Below are 17,766 nucleotides of genomic sequence, written 5' to 3' on the forward strand. Positions count from 1 at the left end.
CAAGAACGCGGAACACCCATGGAGAGGATTGCCGATGTCCTACGTCGATCGACATTCCGATAATAATGGTTGGGCCAACAACAATAAAAAGGCCCTGACTGGCGGTATAGTAGCCTTGTTGCAGGGCGGGCTTGTTCTGGCTCTGGTCAACGGGTTCGCCGTCACCCTGCTCAAAAGCGATCCGCCGAAACGTCCGGAAGCCACGCAGATCAGGCTCGAACCGCTTCCCGTACCACCGCCTCCCGAACCACAAGTTCAGCCTGAACGTCTGCCGGAAGAGTCTCTACTGACAGCACCCGTGGCGCGCATTCCCGTAAGGGTGGCCGAGCCGGTGCAGGTTTCGACCACACCCCCCACCGCCACGCCCACCGCGTTTGAGCCTGCGGAACGGGTCGCCATCGCCTTGCCGACGCCGACCGAAACGCCGGCTCGCTTCCAGCCCAAGGGCGCGCTGCCGCGCAATGCGGCGTCGGGCTGGGTCACGACACAGGACTATCCCACCGCCGACTTGCGCGCCGAACACCAGGGCAGCGTACGTTTCAGGCTCGACATCGATGCACGCGGCCGCGTCAGCCAGTGCTCCATCGTCACGTCGAGCGGCTTTACCGGCCTCGACGAGGCCACCTGCAAGTACGTCAGCAGGCGTGCCCGGTTCGAGCCGGCCACCAATGCCGACGGCCAGCCGGCCACCGGCAGCTACCTGGGGACGATCCGCTGGATCATCCCGCGGGACTGACCTCTATACCCCCAGAGGTCACCCGCCCGGAGCGGCACCAGTCCGCACTTGCGTGCCGCTCCGGCTGATCAGTTCCACGTTCTCCGGTGGGGGATGGGCCTGCCGCGTTACCCCCGTGCGCAGGCCCATTTTGACGCGTGGATAAGCGCTTTCCCGGAACGACCGTTTCTACGGGCAGGCCCTTATGCGGTCTTCGGAGTTGATACACCGCGCCGCTTTACCTCTCGGGAAGGAAGTCCTTCCTCCGCCGGGAACCGCCGCGATGATTCCAAAGCGTTTTCATTTCATCTGGGTGGGTGACGAAACCCTGCGTCCGGACAACTGCATCCGCACCTGGCGAGACGCGCATCCCGATTGGGAGTTCCGGCTCTGGGGCAATGCCGAACTGGCAGGGCGCGACTGGATCAACGCCGGTCACATGGCGCAGATGGCGCCGCGCGAACTCAACGGCGTGGCCGACATGATGCGCTGGGAGATCCTGCTCGAACACGGCGGGCTGGTCTTCGATGCCGATTCCATCTGCCTGCGCCCGCTCGACGAAGCCCTGCTCGATTGCGAGGCTTTCGCCTGCTGGGAAAGCGAGATAGCCCGGCCCGGCCTCATCGCGGCGGGCTACTTCGGCTGCACGGCGGGCAATCCCTTCGTGCGGCGGATCGTGGAGGACATAGCCGCGAGCCCTTCGGTGATCGGTGACATGGCATGGAAGACCGTGGGGCCGCAGCGCCTGACGGACTGCTATCGCAAGTTCGCCTATACCCCCCTGCGGATATATCCGAGCCATATGTTCATCCCGCGCCACTTCACCGGCGTGGCCTATGGCGGCAGCGATCCGGTCTATGCGCATCAGCTCTGGGGATCGACGCTGCGGACTTACGAGGACATGCACAAGGCCGATGTCGGCAGCATCGGCGCGGTGGCCGAGGCGCCGAAGCCGGAAATGGCCGCCGGACTGCCCCCGCCCCAACCTGCGCCTTCCGCAAACGACCAGCCCATGACGGGGCCCGCTCCATCGGCGCTCGAACGCATTCACGCGCCCTATTTCCTCCAGCGCGTGCCGGTGGGATCGGAACTGGCCTCGCTCGGCCGGATGGAAGTGTTCGCCAGCCTGCTCTCCGGCCAGCGGGTGCTCCATGTCGGCTGCGCGGACTGGCCGATCACCGATCCGCGCACCTCCCTCCACGTCCTTCTGGATGCGCATTGCGCCGAGCTGGACGGTCTCGATCCGCATGGAGAGGCCCTCGACCAGTTGCGGCCGTTCGTGAAGGGGCGGCTGTTCACCGACTTCGCGCAAGTGACCGGCAGCTACGATGTCGTGCTCGTTCCCGAAGTCATGGAACATGTCCCCGACGTCGCGGGATTCCTGCGCCAGATCGAAGACGTGGACGCGAACCTCTACCTCATATCCGTGCCCGACGCCTTCCAGTGCCGTGCCCACCACTTCGATTATGTGGCAGAGACCGAGACATTCCTGGAGGGCGTCCACCCCGACCACAACGTCTGGTACAGCCCCTACACGTTCGCCAATACCCTGCGCAAATATAGCGGGCTCGAACTGCAACGCATGTGGTTCTTCAACCGCATTTCGCTGCTGGCACTGCTGAGCAAGCCGACGGCGGCGATGGCGGCCTGAAAGGAGCGGGCGGCTGACTGTCCGGGGCTACGACATCCTAACGGCAAACCACCTCCGTCATGCTGAACTCGTTTCAGCATGACGGTGAGGAGTTTAACGCAAGGACAAGACGGCGAATCTCGCCTACGCCTCCATCACGCTCGGCTTGCTGGAGCGCTCGATCATGCCGGTCGTGCGTTGGTCGTCCCAGGTGTAGAACGCGTGGCTCTGCTGGACCAGCGGGAAGTCCGCCGGCCAGTCCACCGGCTTGGCAAAGCCGCCACGGGAACGGACATTGACGAAAGTGGTGCCCGCGATCGCCACGCGGCGGCCGTCGATGGTTTCCAGTACCAGCGAGACGTCCTCTCCGCCGGTGACGAAGCGCCGCAGCCACGGCACCTGAACCGGGCGCGCGGGCACCCGCAGGCCGTCGTGGTCGATGATCCAGCCCTCGGCATAGTTCGGCCCGCCATCCTCGCGGGGGGGATAGATGTTCAGGCCGAAGGCGCGGCCGTCGGGGAAGACCGCCGATTGCCAGCAATGTCCCCAGAACCCCGCGAAAGCGCGGAAGCCCGTGCGCCGGATACGCAGGCCGTTGGCCTTGAAGGGTCGAAGTTCGCCGTCGACCATCAGCGTTCCGCTGCACCGGAAGAGCTGTTCGTAGCGCGGGCTCATGAAACTGCCCTGCTCACCGCCCAGGGCCTCGGCCGCTTCGGGCAGGAGCGAACCGGGCACCCAGGGCGGTGCCGCCATGTCCATCTCGACCACAATGTCCAGGTCGGTCCAGCGCGTCTCCGCGAATTCGGGATTGTCGATCAGTTGCTGCGCAGAAGTCTCGGCTGCCGGCCCCTTGTAGCTGACGTTCCAGCGGCGGAACGGCTCGACGCATTCGAAACGCACGGGCCCGGTGCCCCGCACCGTCGGGCGCCCGTCCTTGCCGTAGGGTGCATGCGTCTCGCCATCGCCGCGCTTCGAGAGTACGCGGCCATCTGCGAAAGCCACGTCGAGCCAGAACTCGTGCCGATCCCAGGCATTGCCGACCGCCTCGACGCCGATCCGCATGGCGAAGAGGCCGTTCTCTTCCTCGACCCAGACGTTCACGGCATCGCGCAGGCCATCGTCGGGTTTTTCGGCCACGACGAATTCGCGATCTTCGGGAACACCGCCGGTGAGGTCCATCACTGTGGTCGCCATAGCTCTTCCTCTCGCCTTTGCGGGCAGGAGGCTGTCATGGCGTGCGCGTCAGGTCACGCCCCGGCCATGCGCCTGGGCGATGATTCGGTGGTGAGGAGCGGAAAATCCCGTCGTCCCGGACTTGATCCGGGACCGCTAGCAATGAACAGCCCACCTCGAAGCAGGGCGCCCTTTCGCTACCTCGTGCCTAAAGACCTGACAGCGGTCCCGGATCAAGTCCGGGACGACGGCAATCAGGCGTAAGGCGGCTTGTGGAGCCCCGTGGGGCTGGTGGTGAATATCTCGCAGCCGGTCTCGGTAATGCCGATCGAGTGCTCGAACTGCGCCGAAAGGGACTTATCCCGCGTTACCGCCGTCCAGCCATCCGAAAGCAGCTTCACCGGCGGCTTGCCCAGGTTGATCATCGGCTCGATGGTCATGAACATGCCGGGCTTGAGCAGCGGCCCGGTGCCGGGGCGGCCGGCATGGACCACTTCTGGCGCGTCATGGAACAGGCGGCCGAGGCCGTGCCCGCAGAATTCGCGGACTACGCCATAACGGAACGATTCGGCATAGGCCTGGATGGCCGCGCCGATGTCACCCACGCGGTTGCCCGGCTTGGCCTGCTCGATGCCGATCATCAGGCACTCGTAGGTCACTTCCACCAAGCGGCGCGCCTTCAGCGAGACGTCGCCGGCCAGGTACATGCGGCTGGTGTCGCCGTGCCAGCCGTCCAGCAGTGGGGTCACGTCGATATTGACGATATCGCCGTCCTTGATCGTCTTTTCCGACGGAATGCCGTGGCAGACGACATGGTTGATCGAGATGCAGCACGAATGCGCATAGCCCCGGTAGCCGAGCGTGGCGGGCACGGCGCCGCCGTCCAGCGTCATTTCGCGCACCTTGTCGTCGATCGCCGCCGTGGTGACGCCCGGCTGCACCATGGGCGCAATCTCGTCGAGGATCATGGCGGCAAGACGCCCGGCCTTGCGCATGCCCTCGAACCCTTCCGGGCCGTGCAGCTTGATGGTGCCGTCACGCAGGACGGTTTCGCTTCCGGGTTCGACGATCTGGTATTCGGTCATGACGCCTACATAACGATTGCGCGCGCAAATTGCGAGATCGGGCGTGAACTCGCCCGCCCGGTTCTATTTCGCGATGGAGAAACTCGAACGATACTGCGGCTTGAGCGTGGCCATCACCGCGCCGGTTACGGGTACCGTCACCTCGTAGCTGCCCTCGGCATAAGGCCCGGCGTTGTAAGGCGGCACCAGCAGGCCGATGCGATCGAAGGTCTGCCCGTTGGACGAACCCAGGATCACCACCTGCTCCACCGGATCGATGCATTCCGAGAACATCTCGTCGCTCTTGTCGATCGGGCCGCCCCGGCGCTTGACGCGCTCCTTGTCAAGCGCCGCGCAGAAGGGCGTGCGCAGCGCCCTGGAGAGAGCTTCCTTGCTGGTGAAGAGATCGATCGGCTTGCGCGCCGTCTCTGCATGGCGATCCCACAGCAGGGCATCGAAGGTGGTCATGCCGTGCGCGCCGCCGGAATAGGTGTAGATCTCGGAGGACAGCGAAAGCCAGTTCGGCACGTTGGTGACGACCTTCCACTCCTCGCCATAGCTGTAGGCGTGGTAAGGATAATCGTTCTCCTTGGAGTCGGCCTGCCCTTCCTTGGCGCTGCTGACGAGATCGGCGCGCGATGCCTCAAGCTGCTTGTCGAGGTTGGCTTTCAGCCCCGGAATCGCGCCTACCGCATCGGGGTAGGCATAGCTGAACTCGTAAGTGTCGTTCTCCACCTTCTCGGCGCGACCACCGCCCACGGCGACTTCGCTGGCGTCCGCGACGGGCTCGGTTGCGGCTTCGGTCTGGCTCGGCGCTTCGGCCGAGGCGGTTTCCGATGCAGTGGGAGCGGGCGTCTCGCCCTTGCAGCCGCCAAGCAGCAGGGCCGCGGTTGCAGCGGAAGCCAGGCACCAGGCACCAAATCGCATCATTTTTCCTCTCGGCTCAGGTTCGCGGCGAGGCTAGAGAATGTAATCATGACCGACAAGAACGCATTGATTCAGCCTGATCGCGGCCAGAAGGCCGTCGCTATCCACCTGCTTGCCAAGGATAGCTTCGAGCCATTCGTCAAAGGACTGTCCGCGCCCCAGCGCGCCGCGCTCGCAGCGCAGAAGTTCGTCGGGGACACGGGCAGCCATGCGATCGTGCCCGATGGCGACGGCTGGTTCGTCGTTGCGGGCGTGGCCGATCCGGACGTGCTGTCGACCTGGTGCCTCGCCAAACTGGCCGACGTCCTGCCGGCGGGCACCTATCGCCGTGTTTCTGGAAATCCTGGCCCAGGAAAATCTGGCGGCGAACTCGGAAAAGCCGCCCTCGGCTGGATCGCCGGGCAATACAGCTTCGATCGCTATCGTTCCGAACCTTCCGAAGAAGGCCCGCGCATTCTCCTGACCACCGAGGTCAAGGCGATCGACGCCGTGATTGCCGAGGGCGAGGCGATCGAACTCGTGCGCGACCTCGTCAACACCCCGGCCGAGGATATGGGGCCCGGCCAGCTCGAATCCGAAGCCGAATCTCTCGCCAAGGCCTTCCGCGCGGAAGTGAAGATCACGCGCGGCGAGATGCTGGAGCGCGAATATCCGATGGTTCACGCCGTGGGCCGCGCGGCGGGACGTGCCCATGCGCCGCGCCTGATCGAACTGGAATGGGGCGATCCCAAGCACCCCCGGATCGCGGTGGTCGGCAAGGGCGTCTGCTTCGACTCGGGCGGGCTCGACATCAAGCCGGGCGCGGGAATGCTGCTGATGAAAAAGGACATGGGCGGCGCCGCCCATGCCCTGGCCCTCGCCCGCCTGATCATGGGCGCGAAGCTGCCGGTGCGGCTGCATCTCGTCATCCCGGCGGTCGAGAATGCGATCTCGGGCAATTCCTTCCGCCCCGGCGACGTGCTGCGCAGCCGCGCGGGCATCACCGTGGAGATCGGCAATACCGACGCCGAAGGCCGCCTCATCCTGGCCGATGCCCTGACACGGGCGGGAGAGAAGGAGCCGGAGCTGGTGATCGACTTCGCCACCCTCACCGGCGCCGCGCGCGTCGCCGTCGGCCCGGACTTGCCGGCCCTCTTCACGCGTGAGGACAAGACGGCGCAGGACATTCTCGACGCCGGCCTCGCCGTGGATGACCCATGCTGGCGCCTGCCGCTCTACGAGGGCTACCGCGAATACCTGAAGTCTGACATTGCCGACATCAACAATGCCGGGTCCAGCGGGTTTGCCGGAGCCAGCACGGCGGCGCTGTTCATGGACCGCTTCGTGCCCAAGGGCGTGGACTGGGCGCACTTCGATACCTTCGCCTGGCGCCCCGCCGCCAAGCCGGGTCGGCCCAAGGGCGGCGATGCGCTAGGCCTGCGCGCGGCATGGCTGATGTTGCAGCGGCGCTACACCGGCGACCATGGCTGAACTTGCGTCTTCGCCATGCCCCCGCTAAGCGCGCGCATCTTTGCTTTTGGAGTAGCACCCGCGTTGGCCACCGAGGATTCCTATACCCGCCCTCCCCGGATCGATGGACTGCTTGCCATGACCGGGCCGAGCGTGACCGCGGATCCCGGATGCCTCCCCGTGCGTGGCGATCTGGCGCATATCAGGCTGGCGGGTCTTTACTTCGTGCCGCACTATGCCGTGCCGATGCCCCGCAGGATCCTGTCGGGCGCCGTGCTGCGCGTCATGAGCCGCGCCGACGCCGAACCGATTCGCGAGCTTCCGGCCGGTGAAACGTTCAATGTGCTCGACATCGCCGGAAGCTGGGCCTGGGGCCAGCTGGGCGAGCAGGGCCAGGTCGGCTATGTCGCGCTCGATGCTCTGGAGACGGAAGCCTGATGACGAAGACGGTCTTTATCGACGGCGCCGCCGGCACCACCGGCCTGGAAATCGCCGATCGGCTTGCGGGCCGTGCCGAATTCGAACTGATCGTCCTCGATGACGCCCGCCGCAAGGACGACGCCGCCCGCGCCGAAGCCCTGAACGCGGCGGACTTCGTGATTCTCTGCCTGCCCGACGATGCCGCCACGGCCGCCGTCGGCATGATCCGCAACGATACGACCCGCGTGATCGACGCCTCTTCGGCGCACCGCGTGGCGCCGGGCTGGACTTACGGCTTCCCGGAAGTGGTGGGCCGCGATGCGGTTGCCGCCGCGCGCTTCGTCAGCAATCCCGGCTGCTACCCCACCGGCTTCATCGCCTTGGTTGCGCCGCTGGTGAAAGCGGGCCTGCTGCCGGCCGACTGGCCTTACGTCTGCCACGCCGTCTCGGGCTATTCGGGCGGCGGCAAGGCGCTGATCGGCCGTTTCGAGGAAGACCGCGATATCGCCTTCCGCGCCTACGGCCTGGCGCTCGGCCACAAGCATGTGCCGGAGATGACCGCGCATGTCGGCCTGGCCCATGCGCCGATCTTCGCCCCGGCGGTGGTCCCGGCCCATCGCGGCATGCTGGTGGAAGTGCCCCTGCACCTCTCGATGATGCCCAAGGCCGGCAGCCCCCCCGACCTGCGCGCCGCCTTGGCCGAATTCTATGCGGGCAGCGAGATCGTGACCGTGGTCGACGACCAGCCCGACGAACTGCTGCTGCGCGGCTCGATGGCGCCGGTGGACTCGCTGACGCTGCGCGTGCTCGGCGCCGGGGACGGCTCCCAGGCGCGCATGGTCGCTATGCTCGATAACCTCGGCAAGGGCGCCAGCGGTGCTGCCGTGCAGAACCTCAACCTCATGGCGGGCCTGCCCGAGACCGCCGGCCTCAGGCTGTAACGCGGCCGACATTTCGCCAGTGCAAGAAGGCGTCGGAAGCTCGTGCGGTTTCCGGCGCCTTCTTGCATGCGCTTGCGGCCTCTCGAGTTGAAGCTCTAAGGACTTTTGCCTGGCGTGCACAATTTTAAGGCAGGGTGTGCCTGAAAGTTGAACACATAATGTCGCGAAGCCGGCATCACTCGCATGACTCAGTGCATTCGGTGTGTCGAAACCTGCTTTTCCGGTCTTTTCGCGGCGGCCCACTTGGCCTACGAGGGGCCCAACCGCACTGGCACGATTCTTGATTAACATCCCCGATAAGGGATGCTCGATTTCAACAATCGCGCGCGAGGCATCCGGTTCCCGGACCGGAATTGTCTTCGGAAAAAATCCGGGACCATGCAGGGGTCAACACAGGCGTGAAAAAGATCGAAGCTATCATCAAGCCGTTCAAGCTGGACGAAGTGAAGGAAGCACTGCACGAAGTTGGCGTCTCGGGCATCACCGTCACCGAGGCCAAGGGCTTCGGCCGTCAGAAGGGCCATACCGAGCTCTATCGCGGCGCCGAATACGTGGTGGACTTCCTGCCCAAGGTGAAGCTCGAAGTGGTCGTGCCCGATGCCTTGGCCGAACGCGTGGTGGAAGCCATCGCCGACGCCGCCCAGACCGGCCGCATCGGTGACGGCAAGATCTTCGTCGTGCCCGTGGAAACCGCCGTGCGCATCCGCACCGGCGAGCGCGACGACGACGCCCTGTAAGGTCAAAGCTGAAATATCCAATCCGGCCCGCGCCGGAAACAGATTGCCCGGCTTCAGCCGGATCGGGAAACCGGCATGACCGGAAAATCCCGAAGACAATGCAACATCAAAGCCTCTTTCGGGATCGGAAGAGCATCACTGGAGACTACTCTAATGGCGAGTGCAAAGGACGTCCTCAAGCGCATCAAGGACGAAGAGATCGAGTGGGTTGACCTGCGTTTCACCGACCCGAAGGGCAAGTGGCAGCACCTCACCATGGTCGCTTCGATCCTCGGCGAGGACGAGCTGGAAGACGGCCTGATGTTCGACGGTTCGTCGATCGAGGGCTGGAAGGCCATCAACGAGTCGGACATGATCCTCAAGCCCGACCTCGACGCCGTCTACGTCGATCCGTTCTCGGCCACCCCGATGCTCATCCTGTTCTGCGACATCGTGGAACCCTCGACCGGCGATCTCTACGCCCGCGATCCGCGCTCGACCGCGAAGCGCGCCGAATCGTTCGTCAAGTCGGCCGGCTTCGGCGACACCGTCTACGTCGGCCCCGAAGCCGAATTCTTCATGTTCGACGACGTGAAGTTCTATGACGGCTACGAAGGAAACGGTTTCAAGCTCGACGACATCGAGCTGCCGGGCAACTCCAACCGCGAATACGACACCGGTAACCTGGCCCACCGTCCGCGCGCCAAGGGCGGCTACTTCCCCGTCGCTCCGGTCGACTCGGCCGTGGACATCCGCGGCGAGATGGTCACCACCATGCTCGAAATGGGCCTGCCCTGCGACAAGCACCACCACGAAGTGGCCGCTGCCCAGCACGAACTCGGCCTGACCTTCGGCACGCTGGTCCAGACCGCCGACCGCATGCAGATCTACAAGTACGTCGTGCACATGGTCGCACAGGCCTACGGCAAGACCGCCACGTTCATGCCGAAGCCGATCATGAAGGACAACGGCTCGGGCATGCACACCCACATCTCGATCTGGGACAAGGGCAACCCGCTGTTCGCCGGTAATGGCTATGCCGGTCTCTCGGACATGTGCCTGTACTTCATCGGCGGCGTCATCAAGCACGCCAAGGCCCTGAACGCCTTCACCAACCCGACCACCAACAGCTACAAGCGCCTGGTGCCGGGCTACGAAGCCCCCGTGCTGCTGGCCTACTCGGCCCGCAACCGCTCGGCCTCGTGCCGCATCCCCTACGGTGCGGGCGACAAGGCGAAGCGCGTGGAATTCCGCTTCCCCGACGCGATGGCCAACCCCTACCTCTGCTACGCCGCGCTGCTCATGGCCGGCCTCGACGGGATCAAGAACAAGATCCATCCGGGCGAAGCCATGGACAAGAACCTCTACGATCTGCCGCCGGCCGAACTCGCCGAAGTGCCGACCGTCTGCGGTTCGCTGCGTGAAGCGCTCGATTCGCTCCAGGCCGACCATGCCTTCCTTCTCGAAGGCGGCGTGTTCACCGTGGACCAGATCGAATCCTACCTCGAACTGAAGTGGCCGGAAGTGCTGCGCTGGGAAACCACGCCGTCGGCCGTCGAGTTCGACATGTACTACAGCGCCTGATCGCGCTTCCTTCCTTTCGGAAGGAGCATCAGTTCGCCGAGTGGGGCGCCCGGAGCGATCCGGGCGCCCTTTTCGTTGGCCGACCTGCACCTGCCGCGCGACGTTCCGCCCCGACGACCGGCGACAATCCCGGCCGAAAGGCTTATCATCCTCTCGTCGAACTACTCGCCCGAGCGGGCCGGACAGGAGGGAACGAATGCGCAAGCTGACTCTCGCCCTTGGCATTCTCGCCGCAGTCGGGCTGATGCTCGCCGCCTGTTCCGAAAACAGCCCGAACACGGCGCAAGCCGGTAAGCCGGCAGAAACGCTGCCTCAGGCGCTCGACAATGCAGCGGGCCTCCAGACCGTGGCCGAGGCGCTCAAGGAAACCGGCATGGCGGGCGCGTTTCGCGAAAACGCCAGCTACACCCTGATCGCGCCGGAAGACTCCGCCTTCGCCCGGCTCGGGGATACAGCCAGGCACGTCACCCAGGCCGACGACCACACCGCCCTGGCGGCTCTGCTCAAGGACCACATCCTGACCGGCTACCTCACGCCGCAAGACATCGCCGCCGCCATCCGGGCGAACAAGGAGGGCAAAGTGCAGTTGCCGACGCTGGGCGGCGGCACGCTGACCTTCACGCAAGCCGGCGGCACGGTGAACGTCACTGCCGAGGACGGCACCAGCGCTGCTTTCGACGGCGCTCCCGTCGCCGGAGGATCGAGCATCGCGATCCCCGTGACCGGCGTTCTGAAGAAGCTGTAAAATCCCGGCATCCTGCCCGGCCAGAGCTTGCGCGCCGCCATGGCCGCGACCATAACCCGCGTCCATGCGTATTCTCCTCGTCGCCGCGCTGCTTGCCGGAACCGCCCAGATGCCTGCTCTCGCCCAAGCGCCCGCCGCCAAAGCGCCCGCCGCCCAAGGCATCGCCCGGACAGGCGCCGTGGCCCCGATCCTGATCACGCCCGAGGCGAAGGACGTCTGGACCCACGCCGAGCCCCAAGTTGCCCGCGTCACCCACGTCGCGCTCGACCTCGACGTCGATTTCGGGGCGAAGACCCTGGCGGGAAGCGCCACGCTGGACATTCTCGCCGCGCCTGACGCCGCGCGGATCGTCCTGGACGTCAACGACCTGGACGTCTCGGCCGTCACCGATGCCGCCGGCAAGGCCCTGAAGTGGTCGGTCGGCCCCAAGGATACCGCGAACGCCGATATCGGCTCGGCCCTGACGGTGGAGCTTGCCGGCGCAAGCAAGATCAGGATCGTCTACCGCGCCAAGCCCGGCGCCACGGCGCTGCAATGGCTGCCGCCGGAAATGACCTTCGGCAAGAAGAAGCCGTTCCTGTTCAGCCAGGGGCAGGCGATCCTCAACCGCACCTGGGTGCCCACGCAGGACAGCCCCGGCATTCGCCAGACCTGGGAAGCCACCTTGCGCGTCCCCGGCGATTTCGTGGCGGTGATGAGCGCCGAGAAACTCTCGGGCGACAAGGGCGAGGCGCTGCCCGACGGCCGCCGCGCCTTCCGCTTCCGCATGGACAAGCCGGTGCCGCCCTACCTCATCGCCTTCGCGGTGGGCGACCTGAAGTTCAAGCCGCTCGGCCCGCGCTCCGGCGTCTGGGCGGAAGCGCCGATGCTCGACCGCGCGGCGAAGGAATTCGTCGATGTCGAGAAGATGATTGACGCCGCCTCCGCGCTCTACGGCCCGTACCGCTGGGGCCGCTACGACATGCTCGTCCTGCCGCAGGCCTTCCCTTACGGCGGCATGGAAAACCCGATGCTCACGTTCCTGACGCCGACGATCGTGACGGGCGACCGTTCGAACACCGACGTCGTCGCGCACGAACTGGCGCATTCCTGGTCGGGCAACCTCGTCACCAACGCGACATGGTCGGATTCCTGGCTCAACGAAGGCTTCACCACCTATTTCGAGAACCGCATCATGGAATCGCTCTACGGCAAGGAGCGCGCCGCGATGTATGCCGACCTCGATTGGGACGGCCTGGAACGGGATATCGCCGACAATGGCGGCCAGACCGGCGCGGCGACCCGGCTGCACGGCGATCCGGGCGCCACGGGCGGCCAGCTCGACTACTTCAAGGGCTCCAACTTCCTGCGCACGATCGAAAACACCGCGGGCCGCGCGAAGTGGGACGCCTACCTGAAGTCCTATTTCGACCGTCACGCCTTCCAGCCGCAGACCACGGCGGGCTTCCTGGCCGACTTGCGCGAGAACCTGCTGAAGGGCCAGCCGGAACTCGAACTCTCGCTCCAGCTCGACCGCTGGGCCTATGCCGCCGGGCTGCCCGACAATGCGCGGCGCGTCCACAGCGAGACGCTGGCCCGGATCGACGAGAAGCTTGCCGCCTTCAACGCAGGCGGATCGGCCGCGGCCGTACAGCCGCAGGGCTGGACGACGCAGCAGTGGCTGCGCTTCCTCAACGGCATCCCACGCCGCCAGACGCCCGCGCGGCTCAAGGAACTGGACGAGACGCTCGGCCTCTCCGCCTCGGGCAATGCCTATGTTCAGTCGGCCTGGCTGGAGCTGGCCATCGCCAATCGCTACGATCCGGCCGTGCCGGTGCTGCGCCGCTATCTCTCGACGATCGGACGCGGGCTGCTCGTCTATCCGCTTTACCGTGGCCTGCTGGACCAGGGCGACTGGGGCCAGCCGCTTGCCCGCAGCCTGTTCGCGGAGGCGCGCGCGAGCTATCATCCCTCCACGGCGGCCGGGATCGAACGCATGATAGATCCTCCCGCCGCCAAGGAATGAGGCCCGGATGACGTCCCCCCTTTCGCAGCGCTTCGGCAACGCGCCCGGCCCAGAGGTGTTCGAGGCGCTGGCCCATGCCGCTTTCGCGCGCATCCCCCAGCCTTTCGCGCAGCACCTCGAAGGGATCACCGTCCACGTCGAGGAATTCGCGGACGAGGAAACGCTCCATGCCGTCGACCTGGAGGACGCCTGGGAACTCACGGGCCTCTACCACGGCCGCCCGATGGACGAGGAATCTGTCTGGGTCGCCGGGGAGTTCCGCCCGCGCATCACGCTCTATCGCCAACCGCTGCTGGCCGAATGGTGCGAGACGGGCGTCACGCTGGAGGATCTGGTCACCCATGTCGTGGTGCATGAGGTAGGCCATCACTTCGGCCTTTCCGACGACGACATGCACGCCTTGGAAGACGAATAACCGCTCGGAATCGGAGCCAACGGACAGGAAAAGCCATTGCCCTGTCACGAAATGATCCGATAGGACGCGGCCATGACTCTCCCATTCATTCGCCGCTTCCCGCTGCTGTCCGCCTCGCTGTTGGCTGGCCTGCTCGCCGGCTGCGCGACGACGCCGGTTTCACGCCAGTCTGCCCCGCAAACCAGCGCGCCGATCGAAGTCGGCGTGATCGCCATCAACGACTTCCACGGGGCGCTGGAGCCGCCGAACCAGTCGGTCGATGCGCCGGATGGCCACGGCAAGGCGGTCGCAGTGCCCGCGGGTGGCGGCGCCTGGCTGGCTTCCGCCGTGGATTCGCTGAAGGCCCGGCATGCGAACAACGTCGTGGTGGCAGCGGGCGACCTCACCAGCGCCTCGCAGCTTGCGTCCTCGCTCTATCTCGACGAACCGGCGGTGGGCGTGATGAACCGCGTCGGCGTGGAATTCAACGCGGTCGGCAATCACGAGTTCGACCGGGGCTGGCAGGAACTGCGCCGCCTCCAGAACGGCGGCTGCGAAAAGAACACGCGCGGTGAGCCGTGCCAGCTCGAACAGTTCAAGGGCGCCAGCTACAAGTACCTTGCCGCCAGCACCAAGCTGGCCGACGGTTCGCCGCTGTTCCCCGGCACCGGGCTCAAGACCTTCGGCGAAGGGCCGAACCGGATCACCCTGGGATTCGTGGGGCTTTCCCTCAAGTCCGTGCCCACTCTCGTGGCGCCTGACCGGGTTGCCGGGCTGGCCTTCGCGGACGAGGCGGAGACGATCAACCGCGCCTTGCCCGCGCTCAAGGCGGCGGGCGCCGATGCCGTGGTCGTGCTGATCCACCAGGGCCTGCGCACCGGCGGCGCCGCCGATCCCAACGGCTGCGACCAGGCCTCCGGAGATATCCAGCCGATCCTCGACCGGCTCGACCCCGGCGTGGACGTGGTCGTCTCAGGCCATACCCACTGGGCCTACGTCTGCAACTATACCGCCAATGCCAAGGCCGGTCCGATCCTGCTGACCAGCGCCGGAGTCTACGGCAAGCTGGTGACCGACATCACCCTGCGTTTCGATCCGACGACGCACGAGCTGCTCGGCAAGCAGGCGAACAACGTGATCGTCCAGTCCCCGGCCTATAAGTCGGCCAAGGGCGAGGTGCCGAACGTCGCCGCCTTCCCGCAGTTCCAGCCGCGCGCGGACGTGGCGGAATATGTCCAGCGCTACAAGGACGCCTCGCTGCACCTCGTGGCCCGACCGGTGGGCCGCCTCTCCGCGCCGCTCGGCAAGGAAGAAGGGAACGGCGTTGCCACCGGCGGCGCACTCGGCAGCCTGATCGCGGATTCGCAGCTTGCCGCCTCGCGCAAGGCCGGTGCGCAGATCGCCTTCCTCAACCCGTTCGGCATCCGCGCCGCGCTGGTTCCGGCGGCCGACGGCACCGTGACGTTCGGCCAGATCTATGCGGTCGAGCCGTTCAACAACGAAATCGTCACGATGTCGCTCACCGGCGCGCAGATCCGCGCGACGCTGGAGCAGGGGCTGGACGATGCGGGTGATCAACAGATGCTCTCGCCAAGCCAGGGCACGCGGATAGCCTTCGACATGCGCCGCCCCTCCGGTTCGCGCATCACCGCCATCACGCTGGACGGCAAGCCGCTCGACCCGGCGAAGACCTATCGCGTCAGCGTGGTGAATTTCCTGGCGGAAGGCGGCGACGGCTTCAGCGGCTTCACCCAGGGAACGAACCGCACGCGCGGCGCCATCGACCTCGATGCGCTGGAAGACTGGCTCGGCGCCGTGCCGGTGCGCAAGGTTCCCGAAGAGGACCGGACGCCCCAGGCGCTCTGAGAGCCCGAAAAAGGGGGAGCGGGCCGATCCGCTCCCCTTTTATGTACCGTTGAAAATACGGGTGCTGCGCTAGAATCCTGCGCCTTGTGGCCAGTCCGGCCCGCTCACGCCCATGACCTTGAACAGCGTTCCCATCTGATCGGCACCGATAAGCCGATCCATGGCCCTGCCGATCGCCTCCGCGTGCTGCGGCGACGCGGCGGCGAGGTTGGCGGCCCGCGTCTCGATGCCCAGCGTGCGCAGGAAGTGCCCCTGCGTGACCGTGCCCTGCCACGTCGCGCCTTCCTTGCCGGCGATCTCGGCAAGAATGGCGAAGTCCACAAGGCAGGTGAGGTCCGCCTCGCCGGGCGTCGCAAAGGGGTCCACCTTGGTATGCGCCCGCAGCGCCTGCAGGGTGGAGCCGGTCTGCGGCTCGGCATAGCCATAATCGATCAGCAGCGCCGCGCCGCCCTGGGCCGCAAGCCGCATGGCAAGCTCCTGCATGACGGCGGCCGCGCCGGGACAGGTCTCCAGCAGGGTTTCTTCGGGCATGTCCTTGAGCGCTTCCGGTACGGCGGCATCCATCGGCTTGTCCCCGGCCACGGGGCGGAAGCGATCCTCTGCCCAATCGACCATGCGCTCGCGCCAGCCCTTGGCTGTCCTGACCAACTGGCGCACCGGCAGCGCGTCTAGAAACTCGTTACCCACCACCAGCAGCGGCGCGTCGGTGGGCACGCTGCTAAGGTCATGGTGCCACTGCGCCTGCGGCACGGCTTCGGCCTGAAGCGCCCTGAGCGCCTGCGAGCCCTCCACGAAATGGACCTGCGGTTCGAGCCCCACCCGCTTCATCGTGCGCAGGGCATCGCGCGCCAGGGTGCCGCGTCCCGGCCCCATCTCGACATAGTGGACCGGCGCGGGACTGCCCGCCCGCATCCAGACGTCCGCCAGCCAGAGCCCGACGAGTTCGCCGAACATCTGGCTGATCTCCGGCGCGGTGATGAAGTCTCCCGCCGCGCCGAGCGGATCCTTGTCGGCATAGTAGCGGGCGTTCGATTCGCCCATGTAGTGCAGCAGCGAGATCGGCCCGTAGGTCGCGATCAGCCGCTGGAACACGGCCGAGAGCGGTTCGGCTCTGGACATTGGCTCAGGCGGTGATCGGGCGCACGGTGGCCAGCGCGGGCTTCGACAGCGCGCGGGCGATCAGGGCGAGGCCGAGCAGGATCAGCGGAATGGTCAGCCACTGGCCCATCGACAGGCCGGTGCGCGCCGCGAAGTCCTGAAGCTGGGCATCCGGCTCGCGGAAGAATTCCACGGTGAAGCGCGCGCAGGCGATGCCGGTGGTGAAGACGCCTACCAGCAGGCCGGGACGGAACCGCGCGCGCGTCTTCCAGAACAGGCTGAGCATGATGACGATAAGCAACAGGCCCTCGAGACCGGCCTCGTAAAGCTGGCTGGGGTGACGCGGCAACGGGCCGGCGTCGGGGAAGACCATGGCCCAGGGCAGGTTCGGATTGGTCACCACCCGGCCCCAGAGTTCGCCGTTCACGAAATTGGCCAGACGGCCGAACAGCATGCCGAACGGCACGCAGACCGCGATGTAATCCGCGACGCGCAGGAAATCGAGTTCGCCGCGCCAGGAAACCCAGAGCATCGCCAGCAGCACACCGATCAACCCGCCGTGGAAACTCATGCCGCCGTGCCACAGCGAGAGCAGCGCGGCGGGATCCGCCCAAAGGCTGGGAATTCCGGTGTCTCCGCCGGTATAGAAGGTCGCATAGCCCAGGCGGCCGCCGAGGATGATGCCGATCGTGCAGTAGAAGAACAGATCGTCGGCATGGCGCTGCGCCAGAGGCGCGCCGGGCGACTTGATCATGCGCGTCAGATGCCAGTAGCCGAGCATGATGCCCGCCAGATAGGCCAACGAATACCAGCGCAGTTCGAAGCTGCCGATCCGGAACAGGTAGTTCTTGAGGCCGAGGTTGACCCAATAGATCGGCTGGTGCGCCTCTGCGGCGGCGGCTGCGGCAAGTGCTGTCAGGGACAAGTGCTCGACCTCGTGAAGCTCGTAGGATCGCCGGGCCGGACGGCCTGACGGTGCATTTCCGGCGCCTTCTGGCATAGCCTGCGAGGCGATGGTAGGCCGGATTTCGCCACGCCC

Annotated in this window: 16 protein-coding genes; 11 read left to right on the forward strand and 5 right to left on the reverse strand. The window is 66.0% G+C overall.

Features of this window, described 5'->3' with window-relative positions:
* Positions 1-34 precede the first annotated feature (34 nt).
* Positions 35-736, forward strand: coding sequence for an energy transducer TonB (locus tag ACI3K3_RS11965; RefSeq protein ID WP_404913890.1), 702 nt, complete (start codon positions 35-37; stop codon positions 734-736).
* Positions 737-998: 262 nt separating this feature from the next.
* Positions 999-2,366, forward strand: a complete 1,368-nt coding sequence (locus ACI3K3_RS11970; protein WP_404913892.1) for a glycosyltransferase — start codon at positions 999-1,001, stop codon at positions 2,364-2,366.
* Between the two features lie 123 nt (positions 2,367-2,489).
* On the opposite strand, the gene ACI3K3_RS11975 is transcribed toward ACI3K3_RS11970, so the two are convergent.
* From ACI3K3_RS11975 to ACI3K3_RS11985, 3 genes are all read right to left on the reverse strand, one after another.
* Positions 2,490-3,539, reverse strand: a complete 1,050-nt coding sequence (locus ACI3K3_RS11975; protein ID WP_404913894.1) for a hypothetical protein — start codon at positions 3,537-3,539, stop codon at positions 2,490-2,492.
* Positions 3,540-3,772: 233 nt separating this feature from the next.
* Positions 3,773-4,603 carry a type I methionyl aminopeptidase gene (gene map / locus ACI3K3_RS11980; RefSeq protein ID WP_404913896.1) on the reverse strand — a complete coding sequence of 277 codons (831 nt, stop codon included), beginning with the start codon at positions 4,601-4,603 and terminating at the stop codon, positions 3,773-3,775.
* Positions 4,604-4,666: 63 nt separating this feature from the next.
* Positions 4,667-5,509: a DUF4163 domain-containing protein gene (locus ACI3K3_RS11985; RefSeq protein WP_404913898.1), complete on the reverse strand. Its 843-nt coding sequence runs from the start codon at positions 5,507-5,509 to the stop codon at positions 4,667-4,669.
* 48 nt (positions 5,510-5,557) lie between these two features.
* Here ACI3K3_RS11985 and ACI3K3_RS11990 point away from each other — a divergent pair, with 48 nt between their 5' ends.
* The 9 genes from ACI3K3_RS11990 to ACI3K3_RS12030 all read left to right on the forward strand — a co-directional run bounded on the left by ACI3K3_RS11990 (position 5,558) and on the right by ACI3K3_RS12030 (position 15,629).
* Positions 5,558-6,979 (forward strand): leucyl aminopeptidase family protein, encoded by a 1,422-nt coding sequence (locus ACI3K3_RS11990; RefSeq protein WP_404913900.1) that lies wholly within the window; start codon positions 5,558-5,560, stop codon positions 6,977-6,979.
* Positions 6,980-7,096: 117 nt separating this feature from the next.
* Positions 7,097-7,396, forward strand: coding sequence for an SH3 domain-containing protein (locus ACI3K3_RS11995; protein ID WP_404913996.1), 300 nt, complete (start codon positions 7,097-7,099; stop codon positions 7,394-7,396).
* On the forward strand, positions 7,396-8,319 hold the full coding sequence (argC, locus tag ACI3K3_RS12000; RefSeq protein ID WP_404913902.1) for an N-acetyl-gamma-glutamyl-phosphate reductase: 924 nt from the start codon (positions 7,396-7,398) through the stop codon (positions 8,317-8,319). The genes ACI3K3_RS11995 and argC overlap by 1 nt, the downstream gene beginning before the upstream one ends.
* A 398-nt stretch (positions 8,320-8,717) precedes the next feature.
* Complete coding sequence (locus ACI3K3_RS12005; protein WP_008832116.1) at positions 8,718-9,056, forward strand: P-II family nitrogen regulator; 339 nt, start codon at positions 8,718-8,720, stop codon at positions 9,054-9,056.
* Positions 9,057-9,209: 153 nt separating this feature from the next.
* Complete coding sequence (glnA, locus tag ACI3K3_RS12010) at positions 9,210-10,619, forward strand: type I glutamate--ammonia ligase (protein WP_404913905.1); 1,410 nt, start codon at positions 9,210-9,212, stop codon at positions 10,617-10,619.
* Positions 10,620-10,815: 196 nt separating this feature from the next.
* Complete coding sequence (locus ACI3K3_RS12015; RefSeq protein WP_404913907.1) at positions 10,816-11,364, forward strand: fasciclin domain-containing protein; 549 nt, start codon at positions 10,816-10,818, stop codon at positions 11,362-11,364.
* A gap of 64 nt (positions 11,365-11,428) precedes the next feature.
* A complete protein-coding gene (locus ACI3K3_RS12020) occupies positions 11,429-13,369 on the forward strand; it encodes a M1 family metallopeptidase (RefSeq protein WP_404913909.1) in 1,941 nt (646 codons plus the stop codon).
* 7 nt (positions 13,370-13,376) lie between these two features.
* Positions 13,377-13,784 (forward strand): metallopeptidase family protein, encoded by a 408-nt coding sequence (locus ACI3K3_RS12025; protein ID WP_404913911.1) that lies wholly within the window; start codon positions 13,377-13,379, stop codon positions 13,782-13,784.
* A gap of 72 nt (positions 13,785-13,856) precedes the next feature.
* Positions 13,857-15,629, forward strand: coding sequence for a bifunctional metallophosphatase/5'-nucleotidase (locus tag ACI3K3_RS12030; RefSeq protein ID WP_404913913.1), 1,773 nt, complete (start codon positions 13,857-13,859; stop codon positions 15,627-15,629).
* Positions 15,630-15,698: 69 nt separating this feature from the next.
* Here ACI3K3_RS12030 and ACI3K3_RS12035 read toward each other — a convergent pair whose 3' ends face one another.
* Positions 15,699-16,748, reverse strand: coding sequence for a class I SAM-dependent methyltransferase (locus tag ACI3K3_RS12035; protein ID WP_404913915.1), 1,050 nt, complete (start codon positions 16,746-16,748; stop codon positions 15,699-15,701).
* A gap of 4 nt (positions 16,749-16,752) precedes the next feature.
* Positions 16,753-17,652, reverse strand: coding sequence for a prolipoprotein diacylglyceryl transferase (gene lgt / locus ACI3K3_RS12040; RefSeq protein ID WP_404913917.1), 900 nt, complete (start codon positions 17,650-17,652; stop codon positions 16,753-16,755).
* Positions 17,653-17,766 lie beyond the last annotated feature (114 nt).

It is taken from the genome of Novosphingobium sp. ZW T3_23 (assembly GCF_044987305.1).
In the GTDB taxonomy this organism is placed as follows: Bacteria; Pseudomonadota; Alphaproteobacteria; order Sphingomonadales; family Sphingomonadaceae; genus Novosphingobium.

What these genes read in the sequence shown, in the direction of transcription:
- map (WP_404913896.1), bottom strand. Translation starts at nt 4,603, where the DNA reads ATGACCGAATACCAGATCGTCGAACCCGGAAGCGAAACCGTCCTGCGT.
- ACI3K3_RS12025 (WP_404913911.1), top strand. Translation starts at nt 13,377, where the DNA reads ATGACGTCCCCCCTTTCGCAGCGCTTCGGCAACGCGCCCGGCCCAGAG.
- glnA (WP_404913905.1), top strand. Translation starts at nt 9,210, where the DNA reads ATGGCGAGTGCAAAGGACGTCCTCAAGCGCATCAAGGACGAAGAGATC.
- ACI3K3_RS12030 (WP_404913913.1), top strand. Translation starts at nt 13,857, where the DNA reads ATGACTCTCCCATTCATTCGCCGCTTCCCGCTGCTGTCCGCCTCGCTG.
- argC (WP_404913902.1), top strand. Translation starts at nt 7,396, where the DNA reads ATGACGAAGACGGTCTTTATCGACGGCGCCGCCGGCACCACCGGCCTG.
- ACI3K3_RS11985 (WP_404913898.1), bottom strand. Translation starts at nt 5,509, where the DNA reads ATGCGATTTGGTGCCTGGTGCCTGGCTTCCGCTGCAACCGCGGCCCTG.
- ACI3K3_RS11965 (WP_404913890.1), top strand. Translation starts at nt 35, where the DNA reads ATGTCCTACGTCGATCGACATTCCGATAATAATGGTTGGGCCAACAAC.
- ACI3K3_RS11975 (WP_404913894.1), bottom strand. Translation starts at nt 3,539, where the DNA reads ATGGCGACCACAGTGATGGACCTCACCGGCGGTGTTCCCGAAGATCGC.
- ACI3K3_RS12015 (WP_404913907.1), top strand. Translation starts at nt 10,816, where the DNA reads ATGCGCAAGCTGACTCTCGCCCTTGGCATTCTCGCCGCAGTCGGGCTG.
- ACI3K3_RS11970 (WP_404913892.1), top strand. Translation starts at nt 999, where the DNA reads ATGATTCCAAAGCGTTTTCATTTCATCTGGGTGGGTGACGAAACCCTG.
- ACI3K3_RS11990 (WP_404913900.1), top strand. Translation starts at nt 5,558, where the DNA reads ATGACCGACAAGAACGCATTGATTCAGCCTGATCGCGGCCAGAAGGCC.
- ACI3K3_RS11995 (WP_404913996.1), top strand. Translation starts at nt 7,097, where the DNA reads ATGACCGGGCCGAGCGTGACCGCGGATCCCGGATGCCTCCCCGTGCGT.
- ACI3K3_RS12020 (WP_404913909.1), top strand. Translation starts at nt 11,429, where the DNA reads ATGCGTATTCTCCTCGTCGCCGCGCTGCTTGCCGGAACCGCCCAGATG.
- ACI3K3_RS12035 (WP_404913915.1), bottom strand. Translation starts at nt 16,748, where the DNA reads ATGTCCAGAGCCGAACCGCTCTCGGCCGTGTTCCAGCGGCTGATCGCG.